The sequence below is a fragment of the Caballeronia sp. KNU42 genome, assembly GCF_053760385.1.
This window is the reverse complement of record NZ_CM132390.1, coordinates 1,422,272-1,446,906: the sequence shown is the minus strand read 5'-3', so window position 1 is coordinate 1,446,906 and position 24,635 is coordinate 1,422,272. Positions and strand designations below refer to the sequence as shown.

The window sequence follows — 24,635 nt, the reverse complement described above, 5'->3', positions numbered from 1 at the left end:
GGATCGGGCATTAATCACGACGGCGCCATGACCCGCGTCGATCAACGCCAATCGAAAAGCAAAGCACCCTTGAGCCCTCAGGCGGGGTGCCGCTCGAGCGCCGCATTGAGCGCTATTGCTTCGTCGTGGAAACGGGCATACGCCGCGCGAATCGCCGCGGTGTCGTAGCCATGTCCTGGCGCTGTCACGCATGCACGCTGAAGGCTCAGGCAGGCATCGGAGAAAGACGTGGCGCCGATCACGAACGCCGCTCCCTTCATCCGGTGCACGAGTTCGAGCAGACGGCGAAAGTCCGCCGATGCAAACGCCCGGCGCGCCTCCTCGAGATCCTGCTGGTTTGCCGACTTCAATGCATCGACCAGCGCGGCGGCCTGGTCCCCGAAACCGTTGAGCTGCTCCACGTTGAAACGCGGGATCGTGGCTGCGAGAGCGAGCGTGCCTGGTTGCGCAGCGGCGTGATCGACAGGTTGAGCCGTTTCGGACGCTGTATCCGACTCTGTATCCGAGGGGTCGTCGAACGCGCTCGTCAGGTTCCCGGGATCGGCAACGGACACATTGAGTGCAGCCGAAACGGCGCTGCCGACGGCCCTGTTCGCAGGGAAGGTTTGAGTGGGACCGTAGGTATCGGCATGCGCCGCGCCTGGCGTCGCGGAACTAATCGATGCGGTCGACATATGCATGGGTGCAACACCCAATACGCGATCGAAGAAGGATCTGGAATCCGATGGCGGCGCCGGATCTTTGGCGCGAGTGGCAACGGGTAAGACGACCTTCTGCCCGAGCTCATCGCGCATGGCAAGTACCAGAGCGCGGTGCAGCGCGTCGAGCCCAAGCGGCTTGACAAGGCACAACGTCATGCCTGCGCCGAGCGCTTGCGTAAGCGCCTCGGGCTGCGCGTTCGCGGTCATGCCTATGATGGGCGTCGGCTTCATACGGGCGTTCGTACGCGCCAGCGCCAGTTCGCGCGCGCGAATGGCACGCGCGAGATCCTCGCCGCTCATCGTGGGCATCGAACAATCAGTCAGGATCAAGTCGAACGGGGCGCCTTCTCGCCGCTGCCGCTCCCAACGCGCAAAAGCAGCGTCGCCGTCGTTAGCAGTTTCAAGCACGCAGCCGAGCGTATTCAACTGGCTCGCAAGCAGGATGCGATTGGCCGGATGATCGTCGACAACGAGTACATGCAAACCGGCCAAGTCATGCGTATCGGGCTCTGACGTGCGCACGGGTGTTTCCAACGGCTGACGGGCTACAGGCAAGCGTACCCGCGCGGTAAAGCGGCTGCCCTGCCCGGCCTTGCTCGACAACCGGATCGTGCCGCCCATCATGGTCATCAGGCGGCGGCAGATAGTGAGGCCGAGACCGGTGCCGCCAAAGCGGCCGGGCCGCTCTTGTCGCGCCTGCGCGAACGGCGCGAACAGCAACGCTTGCTGATCCGCTGCGATACCGATGCCGGTGTCCGAGACTGCCAGCAACAGTTCGCGATGCGCGATATGCGCATCGGTAACGAGAGCGTTATGGGCGTGGCCTTTCCTCGCTGCCCCGATCGCATACTCGAGCGTCACCTGTCCCGCATCCGTGAACTTGATCGCATTCGACAACAGATTGCCCAGCACTTGCCGCAGGCGCAGCCCGTCGGCCATCACCCACACGCGCTCATGCTCCCGATGCCCACGCATGCGCACAACAAGCTCGACGCCTTTGCTGCGCGCCGCCGGCTCATAGATCGCCACCACGCTTTGCACCCACACGCCCAATTCCAGCGGCGCAGGCGTGAGCACGAGCCGCCCGGCTTCGATCTTCGCCATGTCGAGGATATCGTCGATCATGCCAAGCAGGTCATGTGCCGCGTGATGCGCCGTACCCAGCGCCCGCTCAGTCGCTGCACGGTCTCCCGGGCTGCGCAATTCAAGTTCGAGAAGCCCGAGCACAGCGTTCATCGGCGTACGGATTTCGTGGCTCATGGTGGCAAGGAACGTCGACTTCGCGCGGTTCGCGGTTTCGGCTTCTTCCTTGGCTGCGCGCATCGCCTGTTCGGCCGCCCGCCGGCGCGCAATCTGCGCTTTCAACGACACCGCCCAGCCGATCAGCAGCGCCAGCACGGCCGCACCCAGCAGCGCGCCGGCAATAACCTGCGGACGCCGCCGCTGCCACTGGCTTTCCGGGTGTTCGATGAGCATCCAGCGGCGGCGAATAGCGTCGAGTTCCGTCGGCTGCATGTGTTCGATCGCGCGGTTCATGATCGCGAGCAGCATGGGCTGATTGCGCGCGATGAGAAAGCCGTGCTGCACGGGCTGATCCGAGAACGCGCCCGTGATGACGAGCTTGTTGCGATACGGATTGCCAACCGCATAGTTGGCGAAGGTCAGGTCGATGATGGTGGCGTCGGCCTGGCCGTTTACCACGGCATCGAACTGGCCATTGATCGGCGATGCCTCGACGATATGCACCGACGGCACGCGCTCCCGCAATTCGCTCATAAGCGCATGATTGGGCCAAAGCGCAACGCGTTTGCCCGCCAGCGCTTGCGCGTCTCGCAACGGCTGCGCTCCCGCCCGCGTCAGGATCACCAGCACGCCTTCGCCATAAGGTCTGGTCGGCGCGAACTGCGGCGGGATTTGCCCTGCGCTCAGTCCGTAGGCGATCATGCTCGCGCGGCCGTCGCCCAGGTCATCGGTCACCTGCCCTGTGGAACCGTGCAGGCGGCCTTCGAAGCTCAGACCCGTGAGCGCGCCAATAGCCGCGAGCATATCGATTGCCAGACCTGCGGGCTTTCCGCTTGAATCGCGGAATGTCATGGGCGCGGCGTCCGCATACATGGAATAGTCGATCACCGGATGCGCGCTTATCCAGGCACGTTGCGCATCGCTCAACGTAAGCGGCCGGGTGAACGTCACGGCGGCGGCAGCCGCCCATCGCGCACGCACTTCCTGCAGAAAACGGGGCGGCAGCGCGGCGAGCGCCGCATCCACGCGCTGACGCTGGATGTCGCCTGCGGCGTCGGCGGCGAACGCGAAGCTGTAGCCGGCTTCATCGAAGGCTGCAAAGCCGGAGATGGTGAGGCTTACCAAGTCAAGGTGATCGATCGTGTAACCCGCCGTGGCCAGGTCGCCCACGAACGCGTCCGCGTCTCCCAGCGACACAGCCAGCAGCGCACTCAGCGTATCGCGATAGCCCACGGCGTGCAGCGCGGGATAAGCATCGTGCAACTGCCGCACCGACGTTTGTTGCTCGACATAAGCAATCCGTCCTGTGCGACGGCCCGCCACGCGCCGTTCAACGAAGACTTGCTTGGTCGCAACATAAGGCCGGCTGTAACGCAGCGCCGGTCCTGCGTCATTGCCGGTTGCACTGGTCGCCGCATCAATCCGATGGTGACGCAACGCATCCAACATGGCAGAACGCTCAGGAAAGGTCCGCCATTCGAGCGGCCTCTGCAACGCGATAGCCACACGTTGCGCGAAATCAGCCGAGACGCCACGAACTGGCGAACCGGAGTCATCCGGATCATTCATTTCCATTGGCGGCAATGCGCCCGGGACTGCTCCCACGATAAACGGCCTGGGCGTTGCTGCATTGACTGCAATGGAAAGCGCCAGCAGACAGGTGAACACCATTGCCTGACGCAACGTCCTGATGCTTTGTATCGCGACGTGTGTCCTGAGCAAACTCATTGGGTGATTGCCTGCGCACGGCGCGAGACACGCGCTCTTGAAGGGAGCGCCAGTGTCGCAAATAGAAGCGCCCACGCCAATTGGAGAAGTTGAAACGATCAGTCTGCCTAAATGACACAGTTACATAGACCATGCAGGAAGCGACACCGCGTCCGACCGATCCTGGCTAACAAGAACGTAAGCAAAAACGTAAGCCTGGTCATTAACCGTACAGTTAACCTGTCACCATTTGCACTCATCCAGTGCAAGCATTATTGCGAGACACACAATACTATTTCGACAGATTCACGGCTAATGCAACAACACTTGCTTGCCTACACTTCAGTGATGAGTTTGTTCAGCATGACTTCATTGGTCTTGGAACACACTCATCACATATCAGAGAGGAGATTCCGTCATGTTCAAGTCACTGGTTCCCGCAATCGTGCTTGCTTCCGCGCTCGGCGCACCGGCATTCGCTTATGCGCAAGACGCGGACACGATAAGCCGCCCTGCAGTCAAGGCCGATCTGCTTCAGATGGAACAATCCGGCTATAACGTCGAAGGCGATCACACGACCTACCCCGCGCAGGCCCAGGCGGCAGAGCAACGCTTGCAAGCGAATCGCGGCGTCACCGCAACCTCCTACGGCTCGCCGACAGATGGTTCGTCCGCTGCCGGCATGCGCGTCCCGATGGCGCAACCCGATGAAACACGTTCGGTGTACTTCGGGCACTAAGCGCGAGATTTATGACCGGACTGCCATCCGGTAAAAATTAACGCGTTAGTTAAATTGAGAGAGTGAAGGGAGCCGCCACGTAGCGGCTCCCTTCGTTTCAAGCTTGCGTGCAGCATCATCCATGCTTCAGGAATAGACCGGCATGCAACCGCGTCTATTTCATCCCGCCCCTTGTTTAGCCCCGCCTTGTTTAGCCCCGGTTAGTCGGTCTCTGACAGAAATTGATTTCGCGGCTAACATTCAGCCAGGTTCTGTTGCCCTATCCAATCAGCCCGTTTATTGCGAATACATGACACATCGCTGTCACATCGCCATAACGAGCCATCCGGGCCGAGCAATATGCAACCTACCGTGCAATCGCCGGGATTTCATTGCCGGCGCGAGCATGCTCGTTCGCTTTTACCAATGTGTTTCGTGTCACTCGCAGCAAGCCGTCCGTTTCGCGTAGTCGTCGCTTAGTTGTATCGCGCTCCGTCCATGACCATCAGCTATCACGCTTAGCCATGGTTTTTCCGGCGGTCGGTTGCCAAACGTGTCTCCGGTTTCCCAACCCGAAGCCGTGCATGTGCGCGCCGTCTGCCTGCTCATTCACTCGCGCAAGAGGACACACATGAAGACGAAACTCATCGCAGCGCTACTTGCAGCAGCGCTGGCTCAAGTCGCCCTTCCTTCGCAAGCGCAAGTCGCCGGCTCGCAGACGCTCGGCATCAGCGTGGAGGAATCCACAGCCATTCTGGGCGGCTGGAGTATCAAGAAATCCATCCTCAACAAGCCTGTCGTCAATGAGAACGGCGACCGGGTCGGTGTGATTCACGACATCATCGTGGCGCCGGACAAGTCGGTATCGTTTGCGATTGTCGCGGCGAGCCAGTTCGCGGGCGTGTCGCATCACGACGTCGCGATTCCTATCGAGCAACTCGATATAGTCGGCGGCAAGATCGTCCTGGCAGGCGCGACGAAAGCGGCCATCAAGGCGCTGCCGGAGTTCGAATACGCGAAGATGCCCGCGTCGCCGAAACCCCGTGCGGAGTTCAACGACCATCATTGAGATGATGTGAGGGTTGCTGCGGCGTTTGTTGCGGCGTTTGTTGCAACTCCAGGCTCAACGCCGCAGCAAGTGATCCACGTGCCGCGAACGTTCAGCCCGGCAGCTTCGCCGCCAGCACATCGATCTTCATGATCTGCGGCGGCGAGGCGAACAGTTCGGCTGCCTGCGCCATCAGCGCCTCGGCGACCTTGCCGGAAAGATGCGCGTCGCGACCGGCTTCGTCGGGGAAGGCATCGAAGATTCCGAACGTGCTCGCGTTCAACTGCAACGCGAACCATGCGGTCGTGGCAGGCTCCTGCTCGACCAGCGCGAGGCCGCCCAGCAAGAACGCTTCGACATCCTTCTCCTTGCCGGGTTTTGCTTCCAGCCGGACCCACAATGCTGTCTTGACCATGTCGTCCTCCGTTCACATATAGTGGCCAGCGCCCATTACGCCGGCACGCTTTCCGCCTTGTCGGCCCGCGCCCATACGCGATGTTTCGACAACGCCGCAATAAACGCCTTCATCACCTTCTTCGCGTCGCTGCCTACGCTGACGCCTTCGTCACCGGTCGGCAGATGCGCGGCAGCCAGCACATCCTCGCCATCGCCCACCGCGCCAATCGCCTTGAGATGCTTGAACGATTCGAGTACGAAGTGGCGGGCATCGCCGGATTCCGACAGGAGCTTCGCGCTTGCCGCGCCGCCGGCTACCACCACGCCGTCGAACATGATCGATGGCAAGGCGAGAATGGTTGCATCGACTTCCACGCCATCGCCCAATGTGCCCAGTTGCGGCGCAATCACCTTCGCATGCGCACCCTCTGCGGTCAGCGCGTCCTTGATCGCCTTGATGGTGGCGACATCCGCACCCTTCGCGGCGAGAATCGCAACCTTGCGTGTCTTCACCGACGGCTTCGCCTTCGCGACAAGGCTCAACGCCGGTGACTCAGTCAGCGACGACTTGCCCAGTTCCGCTGCGCTTGCGCTCGCTTTCGGCGCCGACAGGCCGAGATTATCGGCAACACGTGCACACAATTCACTGTCGATATTCGCCAGGATCCCGAGTTGCCGTTCGCGAATGAACTTGCGCTCGACCTTGCTCAGCTCGAACGAATACGCACCCACGATGTGATCCTTCTCCGGCTTCGTCATGCTATTCCAGAACAGCGTGGCCTGCGAATAATGATCGGCAAACGACTCGCTGCGCTGGCGGATCTTTACAGCATCCACGCGTTCCGGATAGGTCTCGAAACCACCGCCAATCGCTGCCGGTTCGGTTTCCTTCGGCCAGCCGCTATCGATGGAATTGGGTTCGTACGACGCTTGCCCGCGATTCACCGTCATCCGGTGTTTTGCATCGCGCTGGTTGTTGTGCATCGGCGCGATCGTACGGTTGATGGGGATCTCGTGAAAATTCGGGCCGCCTAGCCGGCTGATCTGCGTGTCCGTATACGAGAACAAGCGGCCTTGCAGCAGCGGATCGTTCGAGAAATCGATGCCCGGCACAATGTGCCCGGGACAAAACGCCACCTGTTCCGTTTCCGCAAAAAAATTATCCGGATTGCGGTTCAGCGTGAGTTTGCCGAGCATGGTGATCGGCACGATTTCCTCCGGAATGATCTTGGTCGGATCGAGCAGATCGAAGTCGAACGAATGCTCGTCGTCCTCTTCCACAATCTGCACGCCCAGCTCCCATTCAGGATAGTCGCCCATGTCGATCGCTTCCCACAAATCGCGCCGATGAAAATCCGCATCCTTGCCGGCCAGCTTCTGCGCTTCGTCCCACAAGAGCGAAGCCGAGCCAATGGTCGGACGCCAGTGGAATTTAACGAAGCGGCCGTGGCCCTCGGCATTCACCAGACGAAACGTATGGATACCGAATCCTTCCATGGTGCGCAAGCTGCGCGGGATTGCGCGGTCTGACATGGTCCACAACACCATGTGCGCGGACTCCGGTACGAGCGAGACGAAGTCCCAGAAGGTATCGTGGGCCGAACCACCTTGCGGCATTTCGTTGTGCGGTTCGGGTTTCACTGCATGGACGAAGTCCGGAAACTTGATCGCATCCTGAATGAAGAAGACAGGCATGTTGTTGCCGACCAGGTCGAAGTTGCCTTCCTCGGTATAGAACTTGACGGCGAAACCCCGCACGTCGCGCACGGTGTCGGCAGAACCGCGTGAACCCTGCACCGTCGAGAATCGTACGTACACCGGCGTTTCCTTGTTCGGGTCCAGCAGGAATGCCGCTTTCGTCAGGTCCGTGTGCGCCTTGTATGGCTTGAACACACCATGCGCGGCTGAACCGCGTGCGTGCACGATGCGCTCCGGAATCCGCTCGTGATCGAAGTGCGTGATTTTTTCACGCATGATGAAATCTTCGAGCAGCGAAGGTCCGCGAGGACCGGCTTTCAAGGTGTTCTGGTTATCGGAAACCTTGACGCCCTGGTTGGTCGTCAGCGCCTGATTCGTCGCGTCCGAGCGGAACTGCTCGAGACTGTCGAGCTTGGGATTGGTGTTGCTTTGTGAGGGTGTGCGCGCAACTGCGCTGGTGTTTTTTGAGGGCGCGGGCGCGCCTGCATTCTTCTTCGAGGTGGGCATCGGGGGAACTCCAGGTTGCAGTTGAAGTGGCGCATTCGACATGCACTCGTTCATCCGTTCGCAACTTGTGTTCCCGCCGACGCCTTCTTACCGCCAGCTATTTCGCTGCAATCTTGCGTTGTTGCAGTGCGCGAATCCGGCCCATGGCCTGGTGATCGGTCGTCGCGGCCTGGTACATCTTCGCGAGGTCCGCCTTCAATTGCGTGCGCGAACCATCGTCGAGATAGATCATGTGCCCCGACGGATAGAACGTCGCCGATAAATTCTCCCGCACGGTTTTATCGATAAGCGGCATTTCCTGCAGGTCGATCACCGTCTGGTAGAACGGCGTCACGAAGTCGTAGAAACCATTCGCCGACAACACCTTCAAGTCGATGTTCAGCGCCATCACCGCAGCCAGATCCCCCGCCGTGTAGAGAATGATGTTGCCCTTCGCGTCCACGCCCTTCTGCGCACCCGTCGGGTCCGTGTGGTGAAAGTCCCAGTTGGCGAAAGCCTGGTCGTTGAGGTCCGTGAACGACGACGTGGACGTGAACTTCAACTGTTCGTTCAGGTACTCGTTCCACATCGCCGTATAAACCCCGGTCACCGCCGTCATGGTCGGGTCGTTGCCGCCGGAGTTCGGATCGATCTTGCCCGCTATACCCGTCTCGATACCGGTCACGCGGCCGTCATAGGACCCCAGCGCCATGCCCTTGGACTTGAGCAGCGTGGTGAGAAAGAGCGAGTTGCCGCGGCTGTCGTAGGAAGCCACGTCGAGACTCCACGCAATCAGCGTGGCTTTGTCGATGCCCGTGTATTCGGACAGCTTCTCCACCGTGTCGTTGTCGGTCTGCGGGAATTTACGCAGCGCCGCAATGTAATCCGTACGTGAGAACTGCGCGACTTCCTCGGCGAACGTCAGCAGGTCGGTCGGCCGCGGATGCACCCCCAGCTTGCGATGAAACCAGGCATCGGCGGCGGCCGTCGGCAATGCACCCACCGGATTGCCGGATTGGGTGTAGTCGAGAATCGACGACTGCAGCGTGATGCCGTTCAGGTCCACGCCGTCCTCGTGCAAGAGATACGCAAGCACGCAACTGCGCGCCGTGCCGTACGACTCGCCATATAGAAACTTCGGCGAATTCCAGCGATTGTTTTTCGTCAGGAAGCGCTTGATGAATTGCTTGAGGGAATTCGCGTCCTGGTCGACGCCCCAGAAATTGATGTTCTTGTTCGGCGCAATAGCGGCTGAATAACCCGTGCCCACCGGGTTGATGAACACGAGATCGCTTTTGTCCAGCAAGCTGTCCGGGTTGTCCTCCATCTGGTAGGGCGCGGGTGGCGTGAAGCCGGGCATCGAGGTCTTGATGCGTTGCGGTGCGAAGGACCCGAGCAGCACGAACACCGACGACGATCCCGGTCCGCCGTTATAGAAAAACGTCACCGGGCGTGATTCTTCAGTCTGGTTATCCTGCGTGAACGCAACGTAGAACAGCTTGGCTTCCGGCTTCGAACTGCTCGGATCGACGATCACGAGATGCCCGGCGGTGGCCGTGTAGTCGATCGTCTTGCCGCCTATGACAGCCGAGTGATGCGTGATCGCGGCGTTTTCGTCGGTCTGGGTGGCGTCGATGGAATCGTCGGGGCCATTGCCATACGGGGTGGGATCGAAATAAGGCTGATCCGGCGCTGTTGAAGCCCCCGATGAAGAGCCGTTTGAAGATGCGCTTGATGAATTTGCCGCTGAACTGGAGTTCGTCATGATTGCTCCCTTGCCGGTGTTGTTGGAGTTCTTGCCTGGCCCATCGTCACTACTTGCTTAACTTCAACCTGGTAACTTCAACCTGGTAACTTCAACTTATCTGATCTCGACCTGCAACCGCTACTCCGCTATTTCAAAGCAGCCGCGACTTTCGCGCCGTCCGGGCTGCCGAGCCCCGTACAGGCGTCCCATCCCTGGGTCGCCTCGAAGCTGCCATTGTTTCCCTGCGTGATGTCGTGGCCCGCAGTCTTCGCAGCGTACAGCTTCGGGTTGAGGAAACCTACCGGCTTGCCCGCCGCCGCGTTGATCCGGGCGACTAGCCCCGCCCATAGCGGCGCGACCGCGCTCGTGCCGCCCACTACCGTCTGCGTCCCGTCGATGATCACATCGTAGCCCGTGAGCGGCGACGCGTCGCCTGCGACATCGGGCACGCCGCGTTTGGTCAACGCCGATTTGCCGCCGCTGACCCGCGTGACGCTCAAGCCTTTCTGCCAGGCCGGCAGCGCAAACACGGCGCTCACGCCGCCACCGCTCGCGCCGCCCTGGTCGCCGTCGTTCCACACCACTTCGCTGCTGATCCCTTGCCCCGATGCCCGCAGTTGCGTCCCGCCACACGCGAGCACATAAGGGCTGGAAGCCGGGAAGTCGACGTGATTCTTGCCGTCCGTGACGCCGTCTCCGGAACCGCTGTCGCCGGAGGCCGCGCACACGGTCACGCCCAGTGCCGCGGCGGATTGGAGGACTTCATCGAAGGCGTTTTGCGATTGCGACGTCCAGTTGCTTTCCGGTCCGCCCCAACTGATCGAGATGACCGATGGCCTGTTGGTATCGTCGTGGATCGCGCGGTTCACGGCGTCGATAAAACCCGCGTCACTGTTGGTCGTGAAATACACCGCGATGCGCGCGCCAGGGACAATCGCACCGATAATTTCCATGTCCAGCGTCACCTCGCCGTCAGGCCCGTTCGGGTTGCCCGACGGCGCGTTCCTGGCCTGGTCGACGCCAACCGCGACCACATCCGGCTTGCCCACGCCCAGTTGCGAAAAATAGGCGCTCAGGTCGCTTTCGTTATACCCCCCGCCCAGTTCGATGATGCCCACGCACTGGCCGCTGCCGTCGCCGCTCGGGAAGTCGTAGAGCCGCGCCAGATCGAGCGGCGTGTATGACGTGCTGGATTCGCTGCGCGCTGTCTTGAACGGCGGCCGGAAGCGCAAATGCGGGCGCGCCTGCGGGCGGCTGTCCAGACCCAGCACGGCGGTCACCACGTCCTGCATGTCCTGCGGCACGTTCACCGGTCCCGTGCGCCCGCGAAACTCGCCGATCGCTTGATGATCGAAGCGCTCCAGCTTGACGCCGAAGGCCGCGCTGAACTGGGCGATCGTGCCCGAGAGCACCACGCTGCGCGCGCTCGCATCGGCGCGGACTACGCTCAGGCCATGCGCTTTCGCGAAGGCTTGCGTCCTGGCGACATCCGACGCGGAGGCCCCAAAGCGTTGGGCGAACTCCTCGCGAGAAACCGGTGCGGCGTCGGCGGCGCCCGTATTGATCTTTTGCATCAACTGGTCGAATGCGTCCTCGTTCTGCCGCCGAAGCATCACGACTACCTCGATTTTTTCGTCCGGATTGCATGCGCCGAGGCAACGTGCGCCTTCGGGTTGCGACTTGTCGCTGCCGGCTATCGGATGCTTGCTCATCGCTTGTGGCTCCTGGCTGGTACGGAAATATTCGTGTCGCGCGGATTCGGAGTTCGAGATGACTTGCCAGCTACCAGGTCGACGCAAAGGTCGACAGCAATCACCTCGATTCCAGGTGGTCTCTGCTTGCTTCAGCCTGTTATCCGACACGGCGCGACGGGCGCAGTTCCAGCATAGGCAAACGATTGCCTTCTGCTTATGCGTCGGCGCAAGGAAACTGTCAATTCGGCGTCGCCCCGGGTTGCACGCTTGATTCGGGGTAGATCACGGCGCCGTCCGGCTGCGGCAAGGCTTGCGGCGTAAGCGTCGCGGGCCTCACCTGGTGAGGGCCCATGATGTGCAGCACGGTCTCGCCTCGCGCGAGCAGATAATCCGCCACGATCCGCCGATGACACCGCCACCATACGGCTTCCGAACACATGATCGCGCAGCGCCGCGCGTGGCCGAGCGCTCGCAGTTCTTCCAGCGCTTCGCTGAAAGAAGAGCCCAGCGCGTAGTCGGCGTAATTGCGGAACGCCGGATGCGTCCAGTAGGTATTCGGTGACGGCTGGTCCGCGTTGCGCTTGCTGCGCCGCCCGCCCAACGCCGCGATATGCACGTAGGCAACGCCCACCGCACTCAGCGAATCCGGCAGTGTCTCCCGGTTGAACTGCGGATTGGTCCGCGATCTCGGAATGCTGCGGACATCGACCAGCATGTCGATCTCGCTTTCTTTCAGCAAACCGATAAATTCCGCCAGCGGACGCGTCGAATGACCAATGGTGAAAAAAGGCGCGTTCATCTGGCGATCCATGAGTCCGGCAATCCGGTGCGCTTACAGTACCCTTCTTCAGGACCGGTCTTCGGGATATTCACGCCGTCCGGCGCCGGCCAGCCACGGCTCGCGGCGGATGCACCAGAGTTCATACGATGGGTCGAGGAAACCTGTTTCGTCGAACGCGCCGATGGGCAAGTCGATCTCGTCACTGTTGACATACGCCATATACGCGACCGACCCGCATACCGGGCAGAAGTGACGGCGGGCATCGGCGGAGCTTTGCCAGGCTCTGGTCGCGCCCGACATGGTGACCTGCTCCTCCGCATAAACCGCGTACGCGCCAAACGCCGAACCATGCACGCGGCGGCATGTCATGCAATGGCAAAGACCGACGCGGCCCGGCCCGCCCGTCGCGGTAAAGCGCCACGCACCGCACGCGCATCCCCCGTCATGCCGAACTTCCTGATCCGTGTTCTGAATCATGTCGTTCATCGCAGCCTCCCTATAATCTGGTATCTGTATCGACTGGCGTACAGGATCCTTGCAGATCCCTTTTACCCAGGCAGCAGCAGCCATGGCAACAATCTTAGTAGCAATCGGCGTGGTAGCAACCGGCGCGCCGCATCGGTTTTGTGACGTGCAAAAAAGCACGGTTTTGCTACGATGACACCCCTACGAGACGGAGATGGCACTCATGACGCACGTATCCCTGCTGGCTCTGCTCCCCTCCGGCGCGACGGCTACTGTCGCGACCGGGCCGTACGCGACACCGGCCGCTCCCGATCTCGCTGCGTACGTGCTGTCGCACGAACGCTATGACCCGGCCGGGAACGCCCCGTCTGCGCGCAAGGATTACAAAAACGTGCACGTCGCGGACGTCATGACCGACGAGTACGTGTTCCCGCTTGGAGAGTCGGGCAAGTCGATCGTGCTGTCCGGTTATCAGATTGCGGCGGGATTTCTCGCTGAACGGGCCGCCGACGAATGGCTCGAACTCGCGCGCCAACAACACGCGGCCAATGGCGGCTCGGACAACGATGGCACGCGGCACGTACCCGACCCCGTTGAAGCCGATCAATTGATGGACCGTGCGCTCGAGTCCGCGCAACGCATTCTTGAGCCGTTCGAAGCGGCGCCGGTCGTGACGTTGTTCGAGACGCACTATCGCGGCGCTCGCGAATTCTTACGCCTGAGCTGGGAAGGTTTGCCGGAAGACCTGGTGCCCAAGTCGCGGCGGCCCGCGGTGTTGTTGAAAGCGGCTGCGCATCTGGAGCAGGTATCGGCCACGAAGGACTACGACCCCTACGGGCTGGACGGCAAGAGCGATTACGACGTCGACAAGCCGTTGGCATATCGTGAAAAGACCGGGGAAAAGATCGGCCCGTTCCTGCTGACCATGACTTATCGGCATGAATATCCGCAGGTCGACGACGAACGGCTCGGCACCGCGTTCGCGGTATTTCACGAGGCGGCCACGGATATCGTCGCCGCGGCGCTCGAGTTGAAACTCGTGAAAGTGCCGCCCATCCAGAGCAGCGCGGACCTCGTTTATGTCCTCGACACCTACTCCGGCGAGATGCTGTCGCTCGCGCTCGCCGCCACCGAGGCGCTCGGGGCCGAGCGCCTGTGCAGCGTGTTCAATACGCATCGGGTGGTGTACATCAGCACGTGGGAAGTGAGGAAGCCGTGGCGCGGCCAGGGCCTGGGGGTTGCGTTGCTGCGTGAGGCGCTGGAACGCCTGCCGGCGGACCCCGATGGACGTCCCGATGCGTTATGCGTCGCGCCCGAGCCCTATCAAACCGAGATGCGTTATCTCAGCCAGTTGCCGCCCGCATTGCGCGACGAGATCGATGCGCCCGCGCACAGGCTCACCCGGCATCTGACGGAATGGCTGGATCGTGCAAACCTGCCGAACGTGAAGACGCATTTTTTTATCCCGATGGCCAAGCACGAAGGCATTGGATCGGCGGGGGAAAACGCGCGGCTGATCGACCGGATCATGGAAAGTGAAGCCTGATCCGCTGCTTGTCGTCATCGATATGCAGGCGAAACTGATGCCGCATATCGATAACGGCGCGGCTGTGCTGAGGCGTTGTTCAGCGCTGGTTAAAGCCGCCGGTTTGCTCGATATCCCGGTGCTTGTCACCGAGCAAAATCCGCAGGGGCTTGGCGCGAGCGCCGATGGCCTGATCGGCGAGCGGCATCGCGCGATCGAGAAGGATACGTTCGACGCGACGCTGTGCGCGGACTTCATGGCAGCGTTGCCGTCGAAGGACACGGTGTTGTTCGTGGCCGGTTGCGAAGCGCATGTTTGCGTTTTGCTGACGGTGATCGGGCTGCTTAAACGAGGCTATACGGTGGAGCTGATCGCCGATGCCGTCGGTTCACGCGCCCCGGAGAATAAGGCAATCGCGCTGGCCAGGGCGCAGCGCGAAGGGGCGCTTCCTACCACCACGGAAACCGCGATCTTCGGCTGGCTGGGAAGCTGCCGGCATCCACGTTTCAGGGATGCATTGGCGCTGATTAAATAGCGTCAGCGAGAGCGCCCGAGTCATGCACCCAGATCATGGCTGGCATGAGCATATTTCGATTGTTGCGAGTTTTTGGCCTGCCTAGAGTGCTCTAACGTGCTCTACCGTGCTTTTAAGCGCACGTTCACGTAGCGCTCCGGGATCGCGAGTGAATACCGCGAGGTGAATACCTAAATTCCCGCTCTCCGACTTTTCTGCTCAAGGCCACCATCATGACGACTCGCCTTTCCCGCCTTGCCCGGCGCCTCTTCGTGGCTGCGGCTTTCGCTGTGCCCTTGGCGGCAACCACCACCTTCGCCCACGCGGATGCCCTCGATACCGTGCAGAAAAACGGTGTGCTCCGCGTTGGCGTATTCATGGACTATCCGCCGTTTGGATCTATCGGCCCGGACATGAAGCCGCAGGGTTATGACATAGAGATGGCCGATTATCTGGCAAGGACGATGAAGGTCAAGGTCGACCTTGTTCCGATCACCGGCGAAAACCGCATGGCGTATCTCGCCACCGGCAAGGCCGACGTGCTGCTGAGCGTGGGCCAGACGCCGGAGCGCGAGAAAGTGCTGGAGTTTTCGCGGCCGTATGCGCCTTACTATCTCGCGGTGTTCGGACCGAAGTCGTTGCCGGTGAAAAGCGAAAAGGATCTGGCAGGCAAGACGATTTCCGTGGCGCGCGGCACGCTGGAGGATTTGAGCGTGACCAAGGTCGCACCGCCGGACGCAACCATCAAGCGTTTCGACGACCCCAATGGCGCGATTTCGGCGTTTCTGTCGGGGCAGGTTCAGTTGATGGTGGTGGGCAACGACGTGGGCGCGACAATCATCGCGCGTAATCCGCCGATCGCGCCCGAGCAGAAATTCGCGCTTTTTAGTTCACCCGATCATGTTGCCGTGAACAAGGGCGAGACGCGTCTGCTGAAGGAAGTGGATGCAGCCGTGGTGAAAGCGAAGAACGACGGCACGCTGAACAAGCTCTCGACGAAGTGGCTCAAGGCGCCGTATCCAAGCGATCTGTAAACCAGGATCGGTTTTTCGATGTGAAACTGCCACCGTGAGGTGGCAGTTTGCATTTGTGGTTAGCGCGGCACCATCGCGCGTTAAGCCACCCTTACCCCGTCGAATAAATCAGGGTGAAGATCGAGTTTTGCAATCGGGTGTTTGTTCGGCTCCGCGATATGGCAAGCGCGCCACTTCTGCGCCACTTCCAGGCCATCAACTGAGTGTCTAATTGGAACCGGGCATACGGACATCGAACCTGCGAACGCTCGGCGAGCGCAGAGAACACAACCTTCCCCAACCCGATTTACCGATGAATGTAGCCCTTACCTGCAATCCTGAACCACAAACACCATAAGAGCGCGCCACTCATCGATGGCATTGGATTTGCTGACTCCACTCGTCTACCTTCGCCTCATTGGCTTGCACCCCGCAACGCCCAAGCGAACGGTGCCAGCGCCCGAGCTAGCCAGACATGCCGACTTTCCGACGCGTCCAGCCAACCCAGCGCTAACTTGATCGAGCGGAGCTTCATATCGCCATGCGCCACATCAACGCCCCTCATAACACCAACCCAGACTCCGAATCATCCGAAGCGATAAAACCGTCCCGCCGCAGGTTCCTGCAATCTGCAGCGGCAGCGGCGGCCGTCACCGCCGCTCCGCTCGCCCATGCGCAGCAACCGTCGGCGACGTCCGCACCGCCGCCATCAACGCCCAACACTGCCGCGCCGCTCATGCCCGTGAAGCTGACCATCAACGGCCATGCTTACGAAATGCAACTCGAAGCACGCACGACTTTGCTCGACGCATTGCGCGAATACGCGAGCCTCACCGGCACGAAGAAAGGCTGCGACCGCGGCCAGTGCGGCGCGTGCACGGTGATCGTGAACGGCCGCCGCATCAACTCGTGCCTGACGCTCGCGGTCATGCACGATGGCGATTCGATCGTGACGGTAGAAGGACTCGCCAACGCGCAGACGTTGAGTCTCAGCCCGATACAAAAGGCTTTCATCGATCACGACGCCTTCCAGTGCGGTTTCTGTACGCCCGGCCAGCTGTGTTCGGCAACCGCGCTGATAGACGAATTCCGTGCCGGCGACGCCAGCGCCGCGACCGCCGATGTCCGCTACCGCCCGCCCCAACTCTCCGACGATGAAATCCGCGAACGCATAAGCGGCAATATCTGTCGCTGTGGTGCGTATCCGAACATTGTCGCGGCGGTGAGAACCGTCGCGGTCAATAAAGCTTAGGAGCGCCACATGGATGCCATTTCCTACGAACGCGCCAGCGATGTTGCCGCGGCGATCAAGGCAGCGCAGCAGCCGGGTGTCGCGTTTATCGGCGGCGGAACGAATCTGCTCGACCTCATGAAAGGCGGTGTCGCGAGGCCGGTGAAGCTCGTCGATATCACCCACATAGCCGGCTTGAACACCGTGAGCGAGTTGCCCGACGGCGGCCTGCGCATCGGCGCGCTGGTTCGCAACAGCGACGCCGCGAACCACGCGTGGATTCGCGAACGTTATCCGCTGCTCTCGCAGGCGTTCCTTGCGGGTGCGTCGGCGCAGTTGCGCAACATGGCCACCGTCGGCGGCAACCTGATGCAACGCACGCGCTGTTACTACTTCTATGACACCGGCTTTCCCCAATGCAACAAACGCACCCCGGGAAGCGGCTGTGCAGCGATAGAAGGGAACAGCCGCATTCACGCAATCCTGGGTGCGAGCGCGCAATGCATCGCGACGAATCCGTCGGATATGAGCGTGGCGCTTGCGGCACTCGATGCCGTGGTACGCGTGAACGGTCCCCAAGGCGAACGAGCGATTCCATTCGCGGAGTTTCATCGCTTGGCCGGCGATCATCCCGAAGTCGATACCACCCTGCAACCCGGTGAGCTGATCACGTCTGTCGATCTGCCGCCCCCGCTCTTCGCGCAGCACTCGCATTACCTGAAGGTGCGTGACCGCGCGAGCTACGCGTTCGCGCTTGTGTCGGTGGCTGCCGCATTGCAGATGGACGGCAACACCGTGAGGACAGCGCGTATCGCGCTAGGCGGCGTCGCGCACAAACCGTGGCGCGCCATGGCGACCGAGCAAGCGCTTACGGGCCAGCCGTTGTCACCCGACGCGTTGCGTAGCGCCGCTGCGCTTGCCGTTCGCGACGCGCGGAGTTATCGCGACAATGGCTTCAAGATCGAACTGGCGCAGCGCGCGATTATCCGCGCGGTGTCGACTGCAGGAGGTGTGGCATGAGTGTTCTTGGACAACCGCTCGACCGCATCGACGGTCTTCTGAAGGTCACGGGCCAGGCGAGATATTCCGCCGATAACCCCGAAGCGAAGCTCGCGCATGCCGTTCTGGTGACGAGCACGATTGCGCATGGCAGGGTCGCGTCGCTGGACACCGCGCGCATCCAGGCCATGCCCGGCGTACTGCTCGTGATGACGCACGAAACCGCGATGCGCCTGCCCAATGGCGGCAAACCGGATGCCGAGCCGCCGGCTGTACGCAGATTGTCGCTGCTGCAAACCGACGAAGTGCGCTACAGCAACGAGCCGGTGGCAGTAGTCGTTGCCGATACGCTTGAACGCGCAACCGATGGCGCCCGCAAGCTCCAGGCATCGATTCGCTATGAAGCCGCAATGCCGAACGCGGACTATCAGCGTGCGAAAGGCACCGCCTACCAGCCGGAAAAAATGATGGGCCGGCCGATCAACACGCAGCGCGGCGATGTGGCTGCCGGCCTGCGTCAGGGACCTACCCGCCTCGACGCTGTCTACACCACGCCGAACGAACACCATAATCCGATGGAGCCGCACGCCACGCTTGCCCGCTGGGACGGCCCGAACCTCACCCTCTACGACGCGACGCAAGGCGTCTCCGGCGCACGCGGCGCGGTGGCGAAAACGCTCGGCATCAAGGAAGAGAATGTGCGCGTACTCTGCCCGTTTGTCGGCGGCGGTTTTGGATGCAAGGGCTCGGCGTGGTCGCATGTCGTGCTCGCCGCCATGGCCGCGAAACAAACCGGCCGGCCGGTTCGGCTCGTGCTGGAGCGTCCGCACATGTTCGGCATGGTCGGCAACCGGCCGTTCACGGACCAGCACATCCAGATCGCAGCCCGCGATGACGGCACGCTCACCGGCATGCGTCATGACGTGATCTCGACCACATCGACGTTCGAGGACTGGAACGAAAGCTCGGCTATCGTCACGCGCATGCTGTATGCCGTGCCGAACCAGGCGACCACGCACAAGCTGGTGAAACTTGATGTCGGCACACCGACGTTCATGCGCGCGCCCGGCGAAACGAGCGGCTCGTTTGCGCTCGAATCAGCGATGGACGAAATGGCCTACCAGTTGAACATGGACCCGCTCGCATTCCGGCTGAAGAACTTTGCCGAGATGGAGCCGCAGGAAAAGAAACCGTGGTCGGAGAACTCGCTGCGCGAGTGCTATCAGATTGGCGCCGACAAATTCGGCTGGTCGCGACGCCATCCCAAGCCGCGCTCCATGCGCGACGGCAACACGCTGATCGGTTTCGGCATGGCGACGGCAACGTATCCGGCAAACCGCAGCGAGGCATCCGCGATTGCACGCATCTTGCCGGACGGCACGGCGATGGCCGCATCGGGCACGCAGGATCTCGGCACCGGCACCTATACGGTGATGACGCAAGTGGCCGCCGATGCATTAGGTTTCCCGGTAGACAAGGTCGACTTCGCACTCGGTGATTCGTCATTGCCGCATGCGCCGGTGTCAGGCGGTTCGCAATCGGTGGCGAGCGTATCGCCTGCGGTGCGCGAGGCGGCGTCGCAGGCACGCGCCAAGTTGATTGCGATGGCAATCGCGGATCCGGGGTCGCCGCTAAGCGGGGGTTCCATCGACGATGTCACCGTCAACAACGGCTGGGTCATCAGCCGCGCCGATCCATCGAAGCGCGATCCGGCAGCAGCCGTGATCGCCCGCAACGGCGGCAAGCCGATCGAAGCGATGGCGACCGCCAAGCCCGGCGATGAGAAACAGCAGTTCGCGTTTCATTCGTTCGGTGCGGTATTCACGGAAGTTCACATCGATGCCGATCTCGGCACGATCCGCGTGCCGCGCATTGTGGGGGTGTATGACGTCGGCAGCCTGCTCAACGAAAAGACCGCTCATAGCCAGTTGATGGGCGGCCTCGTGTGGGGCATCGGCTCGGCGTTGACCGAGAAGAGTGAACTCGATACGCGCTATGGCCGCTACACCAACGCCAACCTGGCCGAATATCACGTGCCGGTGAACGCCGATATCGGGTTGCTCGACATCACCCTGCTGGGCAAACCCGATCCGCATATCAACTCGCTGGGCGCGCGCGGGATTGGCGAGATCGGCATTACGGGGGTAGCCGGATCGATTGCGAATGCCGTGTATCACGCGAGCGGCGTGCGGGTGCGCGATTTGCCAATCACGCTTGACAAGGTGATGCCGAAAACTACGGTCTGACGTTTTGCCGGGAAAACTGCGCGGTTGCACGTCCGGTGCATGCCGCACGGTTTATTTTCGTGCTTGCGGCGCAGCATTCGGCTTGTCAAAATCGACCGCTCTTACTATCAACATCAGGAAGCCGGCCATGAGTTATTCGTCGAGTGCGACCGGCATTCTGCTTGCGGCCGGTTACGGTTCCCGCTTTGATCCAAGCGGTCTTCATAACAAACTGCTCGCCACGCTCCCCGACGGCACGCCCGTGGCGTTCCAGTCCGCCCGGCGATTGCTGTCGGCGGTTTCGCGGGTAGTGGCCGTGGTGCGGCCGGGGTCGGAGAAGCTGGCGGAGGTGTTGAACGAAGCGGGCTGCGACGTAATGTTTTCCATCGATGCCGAGCGCGGCATGGGCGCGACGCTTGCCGCTGCGGTTCGCGCAACGCAGGACGCGCAGGGCTGGCTGGTGACGCTTGGCGATATGCCATGGATCGAGCCGGGAACGGTCGAGGCGGTGGCGCGATCGCTGGACGCGGGCGCGTCGATTGTGGCGCCGTTTTATCGTGGACAAAGGGGGCATCCGGCGGGGTTCGGCGCCATGCATCGGGAGGCGCTCAGCGCGCTTGACGGCGATGCCGGCGCGCGGGCGCTGTTTATGTCGGAGGTGGTGGAGCGCATCGATGTCGAAGATGCGAATATTCTTCGCGATGTGGATTTGCCGGCGGATTTGCGGTTGCATTGAGATGTTCTACTGCCGCTCTTCTGCTGCTTCGTACACGTCGCCGCCATCGCGCTTCCCGACCGCGATAACGACAACCGTCACGATCTCATCCTGTACCTGATAGACAAGCCTGTATCCTCGGGTACGGAGCTTGATCTTGTAGCAGTCCTTCATTCCGTGCAGCCGTGAAGCTGGAACTTTCGGGTTCTCAAGCCTCTCATCCAGCTTTTTTGCGAACTGCCGTCGCGTCTCGGCGTCCAGCTTTCTCCATTCCTTTTCCGCGGTAAGTCTGAACCTCAACTTGTACGTCATTTGTGGATGTCGACCTCAACCAACGATTCATTCTGCCTGGCGCGGACAATGTCGGCCAATTCATAGTCTTCCAACCGGTCGAGCAGCGCCTCATATTGATCAGCCGGCAGCAAGTATGCCACCGGCTTGTTGCGATTGAGGATGGCGACCGCCCCGCCGTCCGCGCTTTCGATGACCGCGGTCGGGTTGAGTTTCAGCTCCGAAATTCCCACGGACTGGGTGGCATGAATAGCTTCCATGATCTTCTCCAGCGAAATGATCTTCAAGAAGACCTGATATTAGCTCTTTTCACGGACCACTGCAAAGCCGCACCACGCATCCGGGTCTTGAGCGCCTCGGGGACATCCCAGTTCTAGCGTCTGGCGCACCGCACAAATACTCAGCCCCCCTCAAGCCGCCAACGCCCCGTCCTCGTCTGCGTTCGCCAGAAAACATCGGCGACTCACATCGACCAGCGTCGCACCAAACCCTTTCAGCGCGCGGAAATCCGTGCGTGCACTCGTGACCACCCTCGGCATGGCGCTCCACGCGATCAATGCCCCATCCGCAATCAACGCCTCCACCAGCGCCACATCCTCGCTGTGCTCAAGCGGCGCGAAGCCGCCCACCCGCATATAAGCCTCCGCCGATACCCCCATGTTCGCTCCGTGAATATGCCGATGACCATCGGCATCGGTATAAGTGCGCGCGAAATGCTCGCGCACTGCCGCCAGATGCGGTGACCAATCGTGGACGGCGATCACGCCGCACACAGCGTCGGCGCGACATTCGAGTTGCCGGACCAGCCAGTCATCAGCGACAACACTGTCCGCATCGGTGAAGGCCAGCCAGCGCGCGCCCAGCGACAACGCGTGGCGCGCCCCCTGCGCCCGCGCCACGCCTACATTGCGCGCGCTCACGCTGAGCACATCCGCGCCCAAAGAAGCCGCGATGGCGGAGGTATCGTCGGTGCAATGATCGACGACCACGATCACGCGCACCTCCTCCCCCAGCAATTCATGATGACTCGCCGAGCGCTTTGCCGCGCTTACGCACGCCCCGATATGTGCCGCTTCGTCATGAGCGGGAATGATGATGCCGAGCATGGTGTTCTCTCCATTCGCATTTTCAGCGTCCGGCTTGCCCGGACACGGTTGCCAGAGGACACAGCAATGGCTATTCCCAGCGAATTGAAAGGTCTGCCGGCGTCCGGCGAAATGTGGACGGGCGAGCGTTGGTGACTATCAGGTGACCTACGGACAATACTTGGACGGCGCACGGAGCCATGAGTAAACACGCACGCGGAAATCGACGCAGCAAGTTCGTCGGCTTTGCGTGTTTAGCGAGAAGGACGTTTCACAGAGAAACACATCGGACGGCTTAATTGGCCATCTGATCAAGACTATTGTTGACAGCCCGTAACCGGAGCCTGACCTGGAACCTGAACAGCGTGGAGGCATTCGGATTGGGCTTTTACTGCGTGGCTGATGCCGGTGGCGAGGCTCACTGGGCTTCGTGATCAACCGAAGCGCTTCGCCGCATTCCCACTGAAGCGGTCTTCCGGCGATCCTGAGCCGTCCTTACCTTGACAGGACTTCAGCAGCCCCTGCACAGATATGTCGATATTGTGGTCCACCAAAGTGAGCGCCGTACCGGCGAAAGACAGCGCAATTGCCGAGAGCGCTTCAGTGGGAACTTTGTCCAGTTCCGATATCTGGTCCACGGGGATCATGACACTCTTTCCGTGCGGGAAATGAATCATGATCACGGCCTGTTCCGGAAGATATTTCACACCATCCGCAACGCTTGGGAGGATGGTGGAATGAGAACCATGCAATGCGCTCTGGATGGTCTCGAACGCAGCTTTGAGCTTGAACATTGCGCCAGCCGGGCGACGCTCCAAAACAAAAAGCGTCTCGCTTCCTTCGTCGAGGTCGACAGGTTTCTCGTCAGGCGCGTTGATGATTTTCATAACTTGATCCCTACTTGTGTGCGGTCTGCCAAGTGCAACACGGTCAGCTGTTCGGCGGGATCATATGTTCCCGCCTGGATGCTCACCAGCGTCCTTCCCGCCAGATTCGGCTTCACGACGTACTGTTTTGCTTCGTCCCATGCCTGATTTTCCAGGCACGTGTTGTTTGTAGCTTCCATCCAACTTTCCCTGGCCACGGGCAAGCGACCTTTGACAATGGCGATAACGTCACTTTTCACCTGAGAAGGCACCCTGGCTGTTTCCGGAATGACATCCAACAGACTCACTCCATTGTGCCAAAACGAAAATTCGAATCGTGCGGACCAATCGCCCCCGTCCAGATGCACATGCGGTGGGCAATGCTCATCTCTCGTGAGAACAGCGATCCGCCTCCCTTTATATTGACCTACTTTCATTGATTTTATTCTCCCTTGTTTGCGCGAAGGTTGCTTACAACTATCTGCAAAGTAAGCATCCGATGTGGCAAATATTACACACGCTCACTCGACCTCCGATAGCTGACCCAACGGCTAACGAGTAAAAGCGCCCGAAACATTTAGGGACCCAACTGAAACAACCCGTAACCTGAGTCAACTTTCCTGAAGGCCTGGCGTTAACCCGTGGACAACGCCAATCCTGGCGACGATTTCAAGGCAACCGACTCCATGGCCGCCCTTCCGCTTTCAGCACTTCAGCAACGCCGGCAAAAACAAGGTCACGCGGCACTCATTCCGAGATCCGCCGGGCAACTCAACGCGGAACGGAATCGCATTGTCGGCCGCGCGCAGTTCTTTCTCTACGCAACCATTGCGCTGGGCGTCGCGGGCGTGATCGTCGTCGCCCTGCTGCCGTTCTCATCCATTCCGAACGACTTCAGTTTCGGGGCCCAGGAAGTGGTCGGCGTCGCCGTGTTCGCGGCGTGCCTGTTCCTGCTGCATGAGCGCACGGAACTCACGCTGCGCCTGTACAACTACGAACCCGTCGAACAAACCACGCAGGGCGAGCTGCGCGCGCTGCTGCATCGCGTGCCGGAAGGCATTTCGTATCAAAACGCCCTCGCCGCCGACAACCGGACGTTCGTGACCGTGGAAGCGGAAGAAATTCGCCGTCGCGCCGATGCATTCAAACCGCAAACCGAAGGTCTGGAACCGGCAGAAAGCTGATCGTCGTGCGTGCCGCGGCATGAACTACCGGATAAACCGCGGTGCAAGACAGTGCGAAGGACATCGCACAAGGCATCGCGGAAAATGGCGGCTTGAGGAAAAAGCGCTGAAGGTAGCGTGAGGGACGTGCCAGCCGTGAAAGCGGCACTCCTTTAATTATCATCGGACTGTGGGACGCAAGCCGTCAGGCGTGAACCATTGCCCGCATGGCGCCTGCCGGATTTAACGTGCACGGCCGGAGTTTGCAGCCCACCTTCCAGTCCGCATGCGCCTATGCTGGAGAACACGACATAAACTGTCGGCA

The 24,635-nt window shown here is 60.9% G+C and carries 22 protein-coding genes; 10 read left to right on the top strand and 12 right to left on the bottom strand.

Annotated features, from left to right (window positions below):
* Positions 1-77 precede the first annotated feature (77 nt).
* A complete protein-coding gene (locus ACSOSP_RS37735) occupies positions 78-3,671 on the bottom strand; it encodes an ATP-binding protein (RefSeq protein WP_455314112.1) in 3,594 nt (1,197 codons plus the stop codon).
* A gap of 397 nt (positions 3,672-4,068) precedes the next feature.
* On the opposite strand from ACSOSP_RS37735, the gene ACSOSP_RS37730 reads away from it, so the two are divergent.
* Entirely contained in the window at positions 4,069-4,389 is a 321-nt protein-coding gene (locus ACSOSP_RS37730; RefSeq protein ID WP_455314111.1) for a DUF4148 domain-containing protein, read from the top strand.
* A gap of 610 nt (positions 4,390-4,999) precedes the next feature.
* Entirely contained in the window at positions 5,000-5,437 is a 438-nt protein-coding gene (locus ACSOSP_RS37725; protein ID WP_455314110.1) for a PRC-barrel domain-containing protein, read from the top strand.
* 91 nt (positions 5,438-5,528) lie between these two features.
* Here the strand turns inward: ACSOSP_RS37725 and ACSOSP_RS37720 are convergent, their stop codons facing one another.
* The 6 genes from ACSOSP_RS37720 to ACSOSP_RS37695 form a co-directional block, all read right to left on the bottom strand.
* The gene (locus ACSOSP_RS37720) at positions 5,529-5,831 is read right to left on the bottom strand and encodes a putative quinol monooxygenase (protein WP_455314109.1); all 303 of its coding nucleotides are present in this window, start codon (positions 5,829-5,831) and stop codon (positions 5,529-5,531) included.
* A gap of 35 nt (positions 5,832-5,866) precedes the next feature.
* Positions 5,867-8,017: a catalase HPII gene (katE, locus tag ACSOSP_RS37715; protein ID WP_455314108.1), complete on the bottom strand. Its 2,151-nt coding sequence runs from the start codon at positions 8,015-8,017 to the stop codon at positions 5,867-5,869.
* A gap of 97 nt (positions 8,018-8,114) precedes the next feature.
* Positions 8,115-9,761 (bottom strand): S10 family peptidase, encoded by a 1,647-nt coding sequence (locus ACSOSP_RS37710; protein ID WP_455314107.1) that lies wholly within the window; start codon positions 9,759-9,761, stop codon positions 8,115-8,117.
* Positions 9,762-9,889: 128 nt separating this feature from the next.
* Positions 9,890-11,455: a S53 family peptidase gene (locus ACSOSP_RS37705; RefSeq protein WP_455314106.1), complete on the bottom strand. Its 1,566-nt coding sequence runs from the start codon at positions 11,453-11,455 to the stop codon at positions 9,890-9,892.
* Between the two features lie 220 nt (positions 11,456-11,675).
* Positions 11,676-12,236: a DUF488 domain-containing protein gene (locus tag ACSOSP_RS37700; protein ID WP_455314105.1), complete on the bottom strand. Its 561-nt coding sequence runs from the start codon at positions 12,234-12,236 to the stop codon at positions 11,676-11,678.
* A gap of 48 nt (positions 12,237-12,284) precedes the next feature.
* A complete protein-coding gene (locus ACSOSP_RS37695; protein WP_455314104.1) occupies positions 12,285-12,704 on the bottom strand; it encodes a GFA family protein in 420 nt (139 codons plus the stop codon).
* 202 nt (positions 12,705-12,906) lie between these two features.
* Between ACSOSP_RS37695 and ACSOSP_RS37690 the strand changes: the two genes are divergently transcribed.
* From ACSOSP_RS37690 to ACSOSP_RS37660, 7 genes are all read left to right on the top strand, one after another.
* Complete coding sequence (locus ACSOSP_RS37690) at positions 12,907-14,229, top strand: GNAT family N-acetyltransferase (RefSeq protein ID WP_455314103.1); 1,323 nt, start codon at positions 12,907-12,909, stop codon at positions 14,227-14,229.
* Positions 14,219-14,743 (top strand): isochorismatase family protein, encoded by a 525-nt coding sequence (locus ACSOSP_RS37685; RefSeq protein WP_455314102.1) that lies wholly within the window; start codon positions 14,219-14,221, stop codon positions 14,741-14,743. Before ACSOSP_RS37690 ends, ACSOSP_RS37685 begins: the two co-directional genes overlap by 11 nt.
* A 212-nt stretch (positions 14,744-14,955) precedes the next feature.
* Positions 14,956-15,756, top strand: a complete 801-nt coding sequence (locus ACSOSP_RS37680; RefSeq protein ID WP_455314101.1) for a transporter substrate-binding domain-containing protein — start codon at positions 14,956-14,958, stop codon at positions 15,754-15,756.
* Between the two features lie 520 nt (positions 15,757-16,276).
* A complete protein-coding gene (locus ACSOSP_RS37675; protein WP_455314100.1) occupies positions 16,277-16,987 on the top strand; it encodes a 2Fe-2S iron-sulfur cluster-binding protein in 711 nt (236 codons plus the stop codon).
* Between the two features lie 9 nt (positions 16,988-16,996).
* The gene (locus ACSOSP_RS37670) at positions 16,997-17,986 is read left to right on the top strand and encodes an FAD binding domain-containing protein (protein WP_455314099.1); all 990 of its coding nucleotides are present in this window, start codon (positions 16,997-16,999) and stop codon (positions 17,984-17,986) included.
* Positions 17,983-20,211 (top strand): xanthine dehydrogenase family protein molybdopterin-binding subunit, encoded by a 2,229-nt coding sequence (locus tag ACSOSP_RS37665; protein WP_455314098.1) that lies wholly within the window; start codon positions 17,983-17,985, stop codon positions 20,209-20,211. The genes ACSOSP_RS37670 and ACSOSP_RS37665 overlap by 4 nt, the downstream gene beginning before the upstream one ends.
* A gap of 127 nt (positions 20,212-20,338) precedes the next feature.
* Positions 20,339-20,926 (top strand): nucleotidyltransferase family protein, encoded by a 588-nt coding sequence (locus tag ACSOSP_RS37660; protein WP_455314097.1) that lies wholly within the window; start codon positions 20,339-20,341, stop codon positions 20,924-20,926.
* A gap of 6 nt (positions 20,927-20,932) precedes the next feature.
* Here the strand turns inward: ACSOSP_RS37660 and ACSOSP_RS37655 are convergent, their stop codons facing one another.
* The 5 genes from ACSOSP_RS37655 to ACSOSP_RS37635 all read right to left on the bottom strand — a co-directional run bounded on the left by ACSOSP_RS37655 (position 20,933) and on the right by ACSOSP_RS37635 (position 23,584).
* Complete coding sequence (locus ACSOSP_RS37655) at positions 20,933-21,217, bottom strand: type II toxin-antitoxin system RelE family toxin (RefSeq protein ID WP_455314096.1); 285 nt, start codon at positions 21,215-21,217, stop codon at positions 20,933-20,935.
* Positions 21,214-21,456 (bottom strand): type II toxin-antitoxin system Phd/YefM family antitoxin, encoded by a 243-nt coding sequence (locus tag ACSOSP_RS37650; RefSeq protein ID WP_455314095.1) that lies wholly within the window; start codon positions 21,454-21,456, stop codon positions 21,214-21,216. The genes ACSOSP_RS37655 and ACSOSP_RS37650 overlap by 4 nt, the downstream gene beginning before the upstream one ends.
* A 150-nt stretch (positions 21,457-21,606) precedes the next feature.
* Positions 21,607-22,302 carry a glycosyltransferase gene (locus ACSOSP_RS37645; protein WP_455314094.1) on the bottom strand — a complete coding sequence of 232 codons (696 nt, stop codon included), beginning with the start codon at positions 22,300-22,302 and terminating at the stop codon, positions 21,607-21,609.
* A gap of 413 nt (positions 22,303-22,715) precedes the next feature.
* On the bottom strand, positions 22,716-23,168 hold the full coding sequence (locus ACSOSP_RS37640; protein ID WP_455314093.1) for a DUF2442 domain-containing protein: 453 nt from the start codon (positions 23,166-23,168) through the stop codon (positions 22,716-22,718).
* The gene (locus tag ACSOSP_RS37635; protein WP_455314092.1) at positions 23,165-23,584 is read right to left on the bottom strand and encodes a DUF4160 domain-containing protein; all 420 of its coding nucleotides are present in this window, start codon (positions 23,582-23,584) and stop codon (positions 23,165-23,167) included. Before ACSOSP_RS37635 ends, ACSOSP_RS37640 begins: the two co-directional genes overlap by 4 nt.
* Positions 23,585-23,788: 204 nt before the next feature.
* Between ACSOSP_RS37635 and ACSOSP_RS37630 the strand changes: the two genes are divergently transcribed.
* The gene (locus ACSOSP_RS37630; protein WP_455314091.1) at positions 23,789-24,331 is read left to right on the top strand and encodes a hypothetical protein; all 543 of its coding nucleotides are present in this window, start codon (positions 23,789-23,791) and stop codon (positions 24,329-24,331) included.
* The last annotated feature ends 304 nt before the right edge of the window (positions 24,332-24,635 follow it).

What these genes read in the sequence shown, in the direction of transcription:
- ACSOSP_RS37735 (WP_455314112.1), bottom strand. Translation starts at nt 3,671, where the DNA reads ATGAGTTTGCTCAGGACACACGTCGCGATACAAAGCATCAGGACGTTG.
- ACSOSP_RS37730 (WP_455314111.1), top strand. Translation starts at nt 4,069, where the DNA reads ATGTTCAAGTCACTGGTTCCCGCAATCGTGCTTGCTTCCGCGCTCGGC.
- ACSOSP_RS37725 (WP_455314110.1), top strand. Translation starts at nt 5,000, where the DNA reads ATGAAGACGAAACTCATCGCAGCGCTACTTGCAGCAGCGCTGGCTCAA.
- ACSOSP_RS37720 (WP_455314109.1), bottom strand. Translation starts at nt 5,831, where the DNA reads ATGGTCAAGACAGCATTGTGGGTCCGGCTGGAAGCAAAACCCGGCAAG.
- katE (WP_455314108.1), bottom strand. Translation starts at nt 8,017, where the DNA reads ATGCCCACCTCGAAGAAGAATGCAGGCGCGCCCGCGCCCTCAAAAAAC.
- ACSOSP_RS37710 (WP_455314107.1), bottom strand. Translation starts at nt 9,761, where the DNA reads ATGACGAACTCCAGTTCAGCGGCAAATTCATCAAGCGCATCTTCAAAC.
- ACSOSP_RS37705 (WP_455314106.1), bottom strand. Translation starts at nt 11,455, where the DNA reads ATGAGCAAGCATCCGATAGCCGGCAGCGACAAGTCGCAACCCGAAGGC.
- ACSOSP_RS37700 (WP_455314105.1), bottom strand. Translation starts at nt 12,236, where the DNA reads ATGAACGCGCCTTTTTTCACCATTGGTCATTCGACGCGTCCGCTGGCG.
- ACSOSP_RS37695 (WP_455314104.1), bottom strand. Translation starts at nt 12,704, where the DNA reads ATGAACGACATGATTCAGAACACGGATCAGGAAGTTCGGCATGACGGG.
- ACSOSP_RS37690 (WP_455314103.1), top strand. Translation starts at nt 12,907, where the DNA reads ATGACGCACGTATCCCTGCTGGCTCTGCTCCCCTCCGGCGCGACGGCT.
- ACSOSP_RS37680 (WP_455314101.1), top strand. Translation starts at nt 14,956, where the DNA reads ATGACGACTCGCCTTTCCCGCCTTGCCCGGCGCCTCTTCGTGGCTGCG.
- ACSOSP_RS37675 (WP_455314100.1), top strand. Translation starts at nt 16,277, where the DNA reads ATGCGCCACATCAACGCCCCTCATAACACCAACCCAGACTCCGAATCA.
- ACSOSP_RS37670 (WP_455314099.1), top strand. Translation starts at nt 16,997, where the DNA reads ATGGATGCCATTTCCTACGAACGCGCCAGCGATGTTGCCGCGGCGATC.
- ACSOSP_RS37665 (WP_455314098.1), top strand. Translation starts at nt 17,983, where the DNA reads ATGAGTGTTCTTGGACAACCGCTCGACCGCATCGACGGTCTTCTGAAG.
- ACSOSP_RS37660 (WP_455314097.1), top strand. Translation starts at nt 20,339, where the DNA reads ATGAGTTATTCGTCGAGTGCGACCGGCATTCTGCTTGCGGCCGGTTAC.
- ACSOSP_RS37655 (WP_455314096.1), bottom strand. Translation starts at nt 21,217, where the DNA reads ATGACGTACAAGTTGAGGTTCAGACTTACCGCGGAAAAGGAATGGAGA.
- ACSOSP_RS37650 (WP_455314095.1), bottom strand. Translation starts at nt 21,456, where the DNA reads ATGGAAGCTATTCATGCCACCCAGTCCGTGGGAATTTCGGAGCTGAAA.
- ACSOSP_RS37645 (WP_455314094.1), bottom strand. Translation starts at nt 22,302, where the DNA reads ATGCTCGGCATCATCATTCCCGCTCATGACGAAGCGGCACATATCGGG.
- ACSOSP_RS37640 (WP_455314093.1), bottom strand. Translation starts at nt 23,168, where the DNA reads ATGAAAATCATCAACGCGCCTGACGAGAAACCTGTCGACCTCGACGAA.
- ACSOSP_RS37635 (WP_455314092.1), bottom strand. Translation starts at nt 23,584, where the DNA reads ATGAAAGTAGGTCAATATAAAGGGAGGCGGATCGCTGTTCTCACGAGA.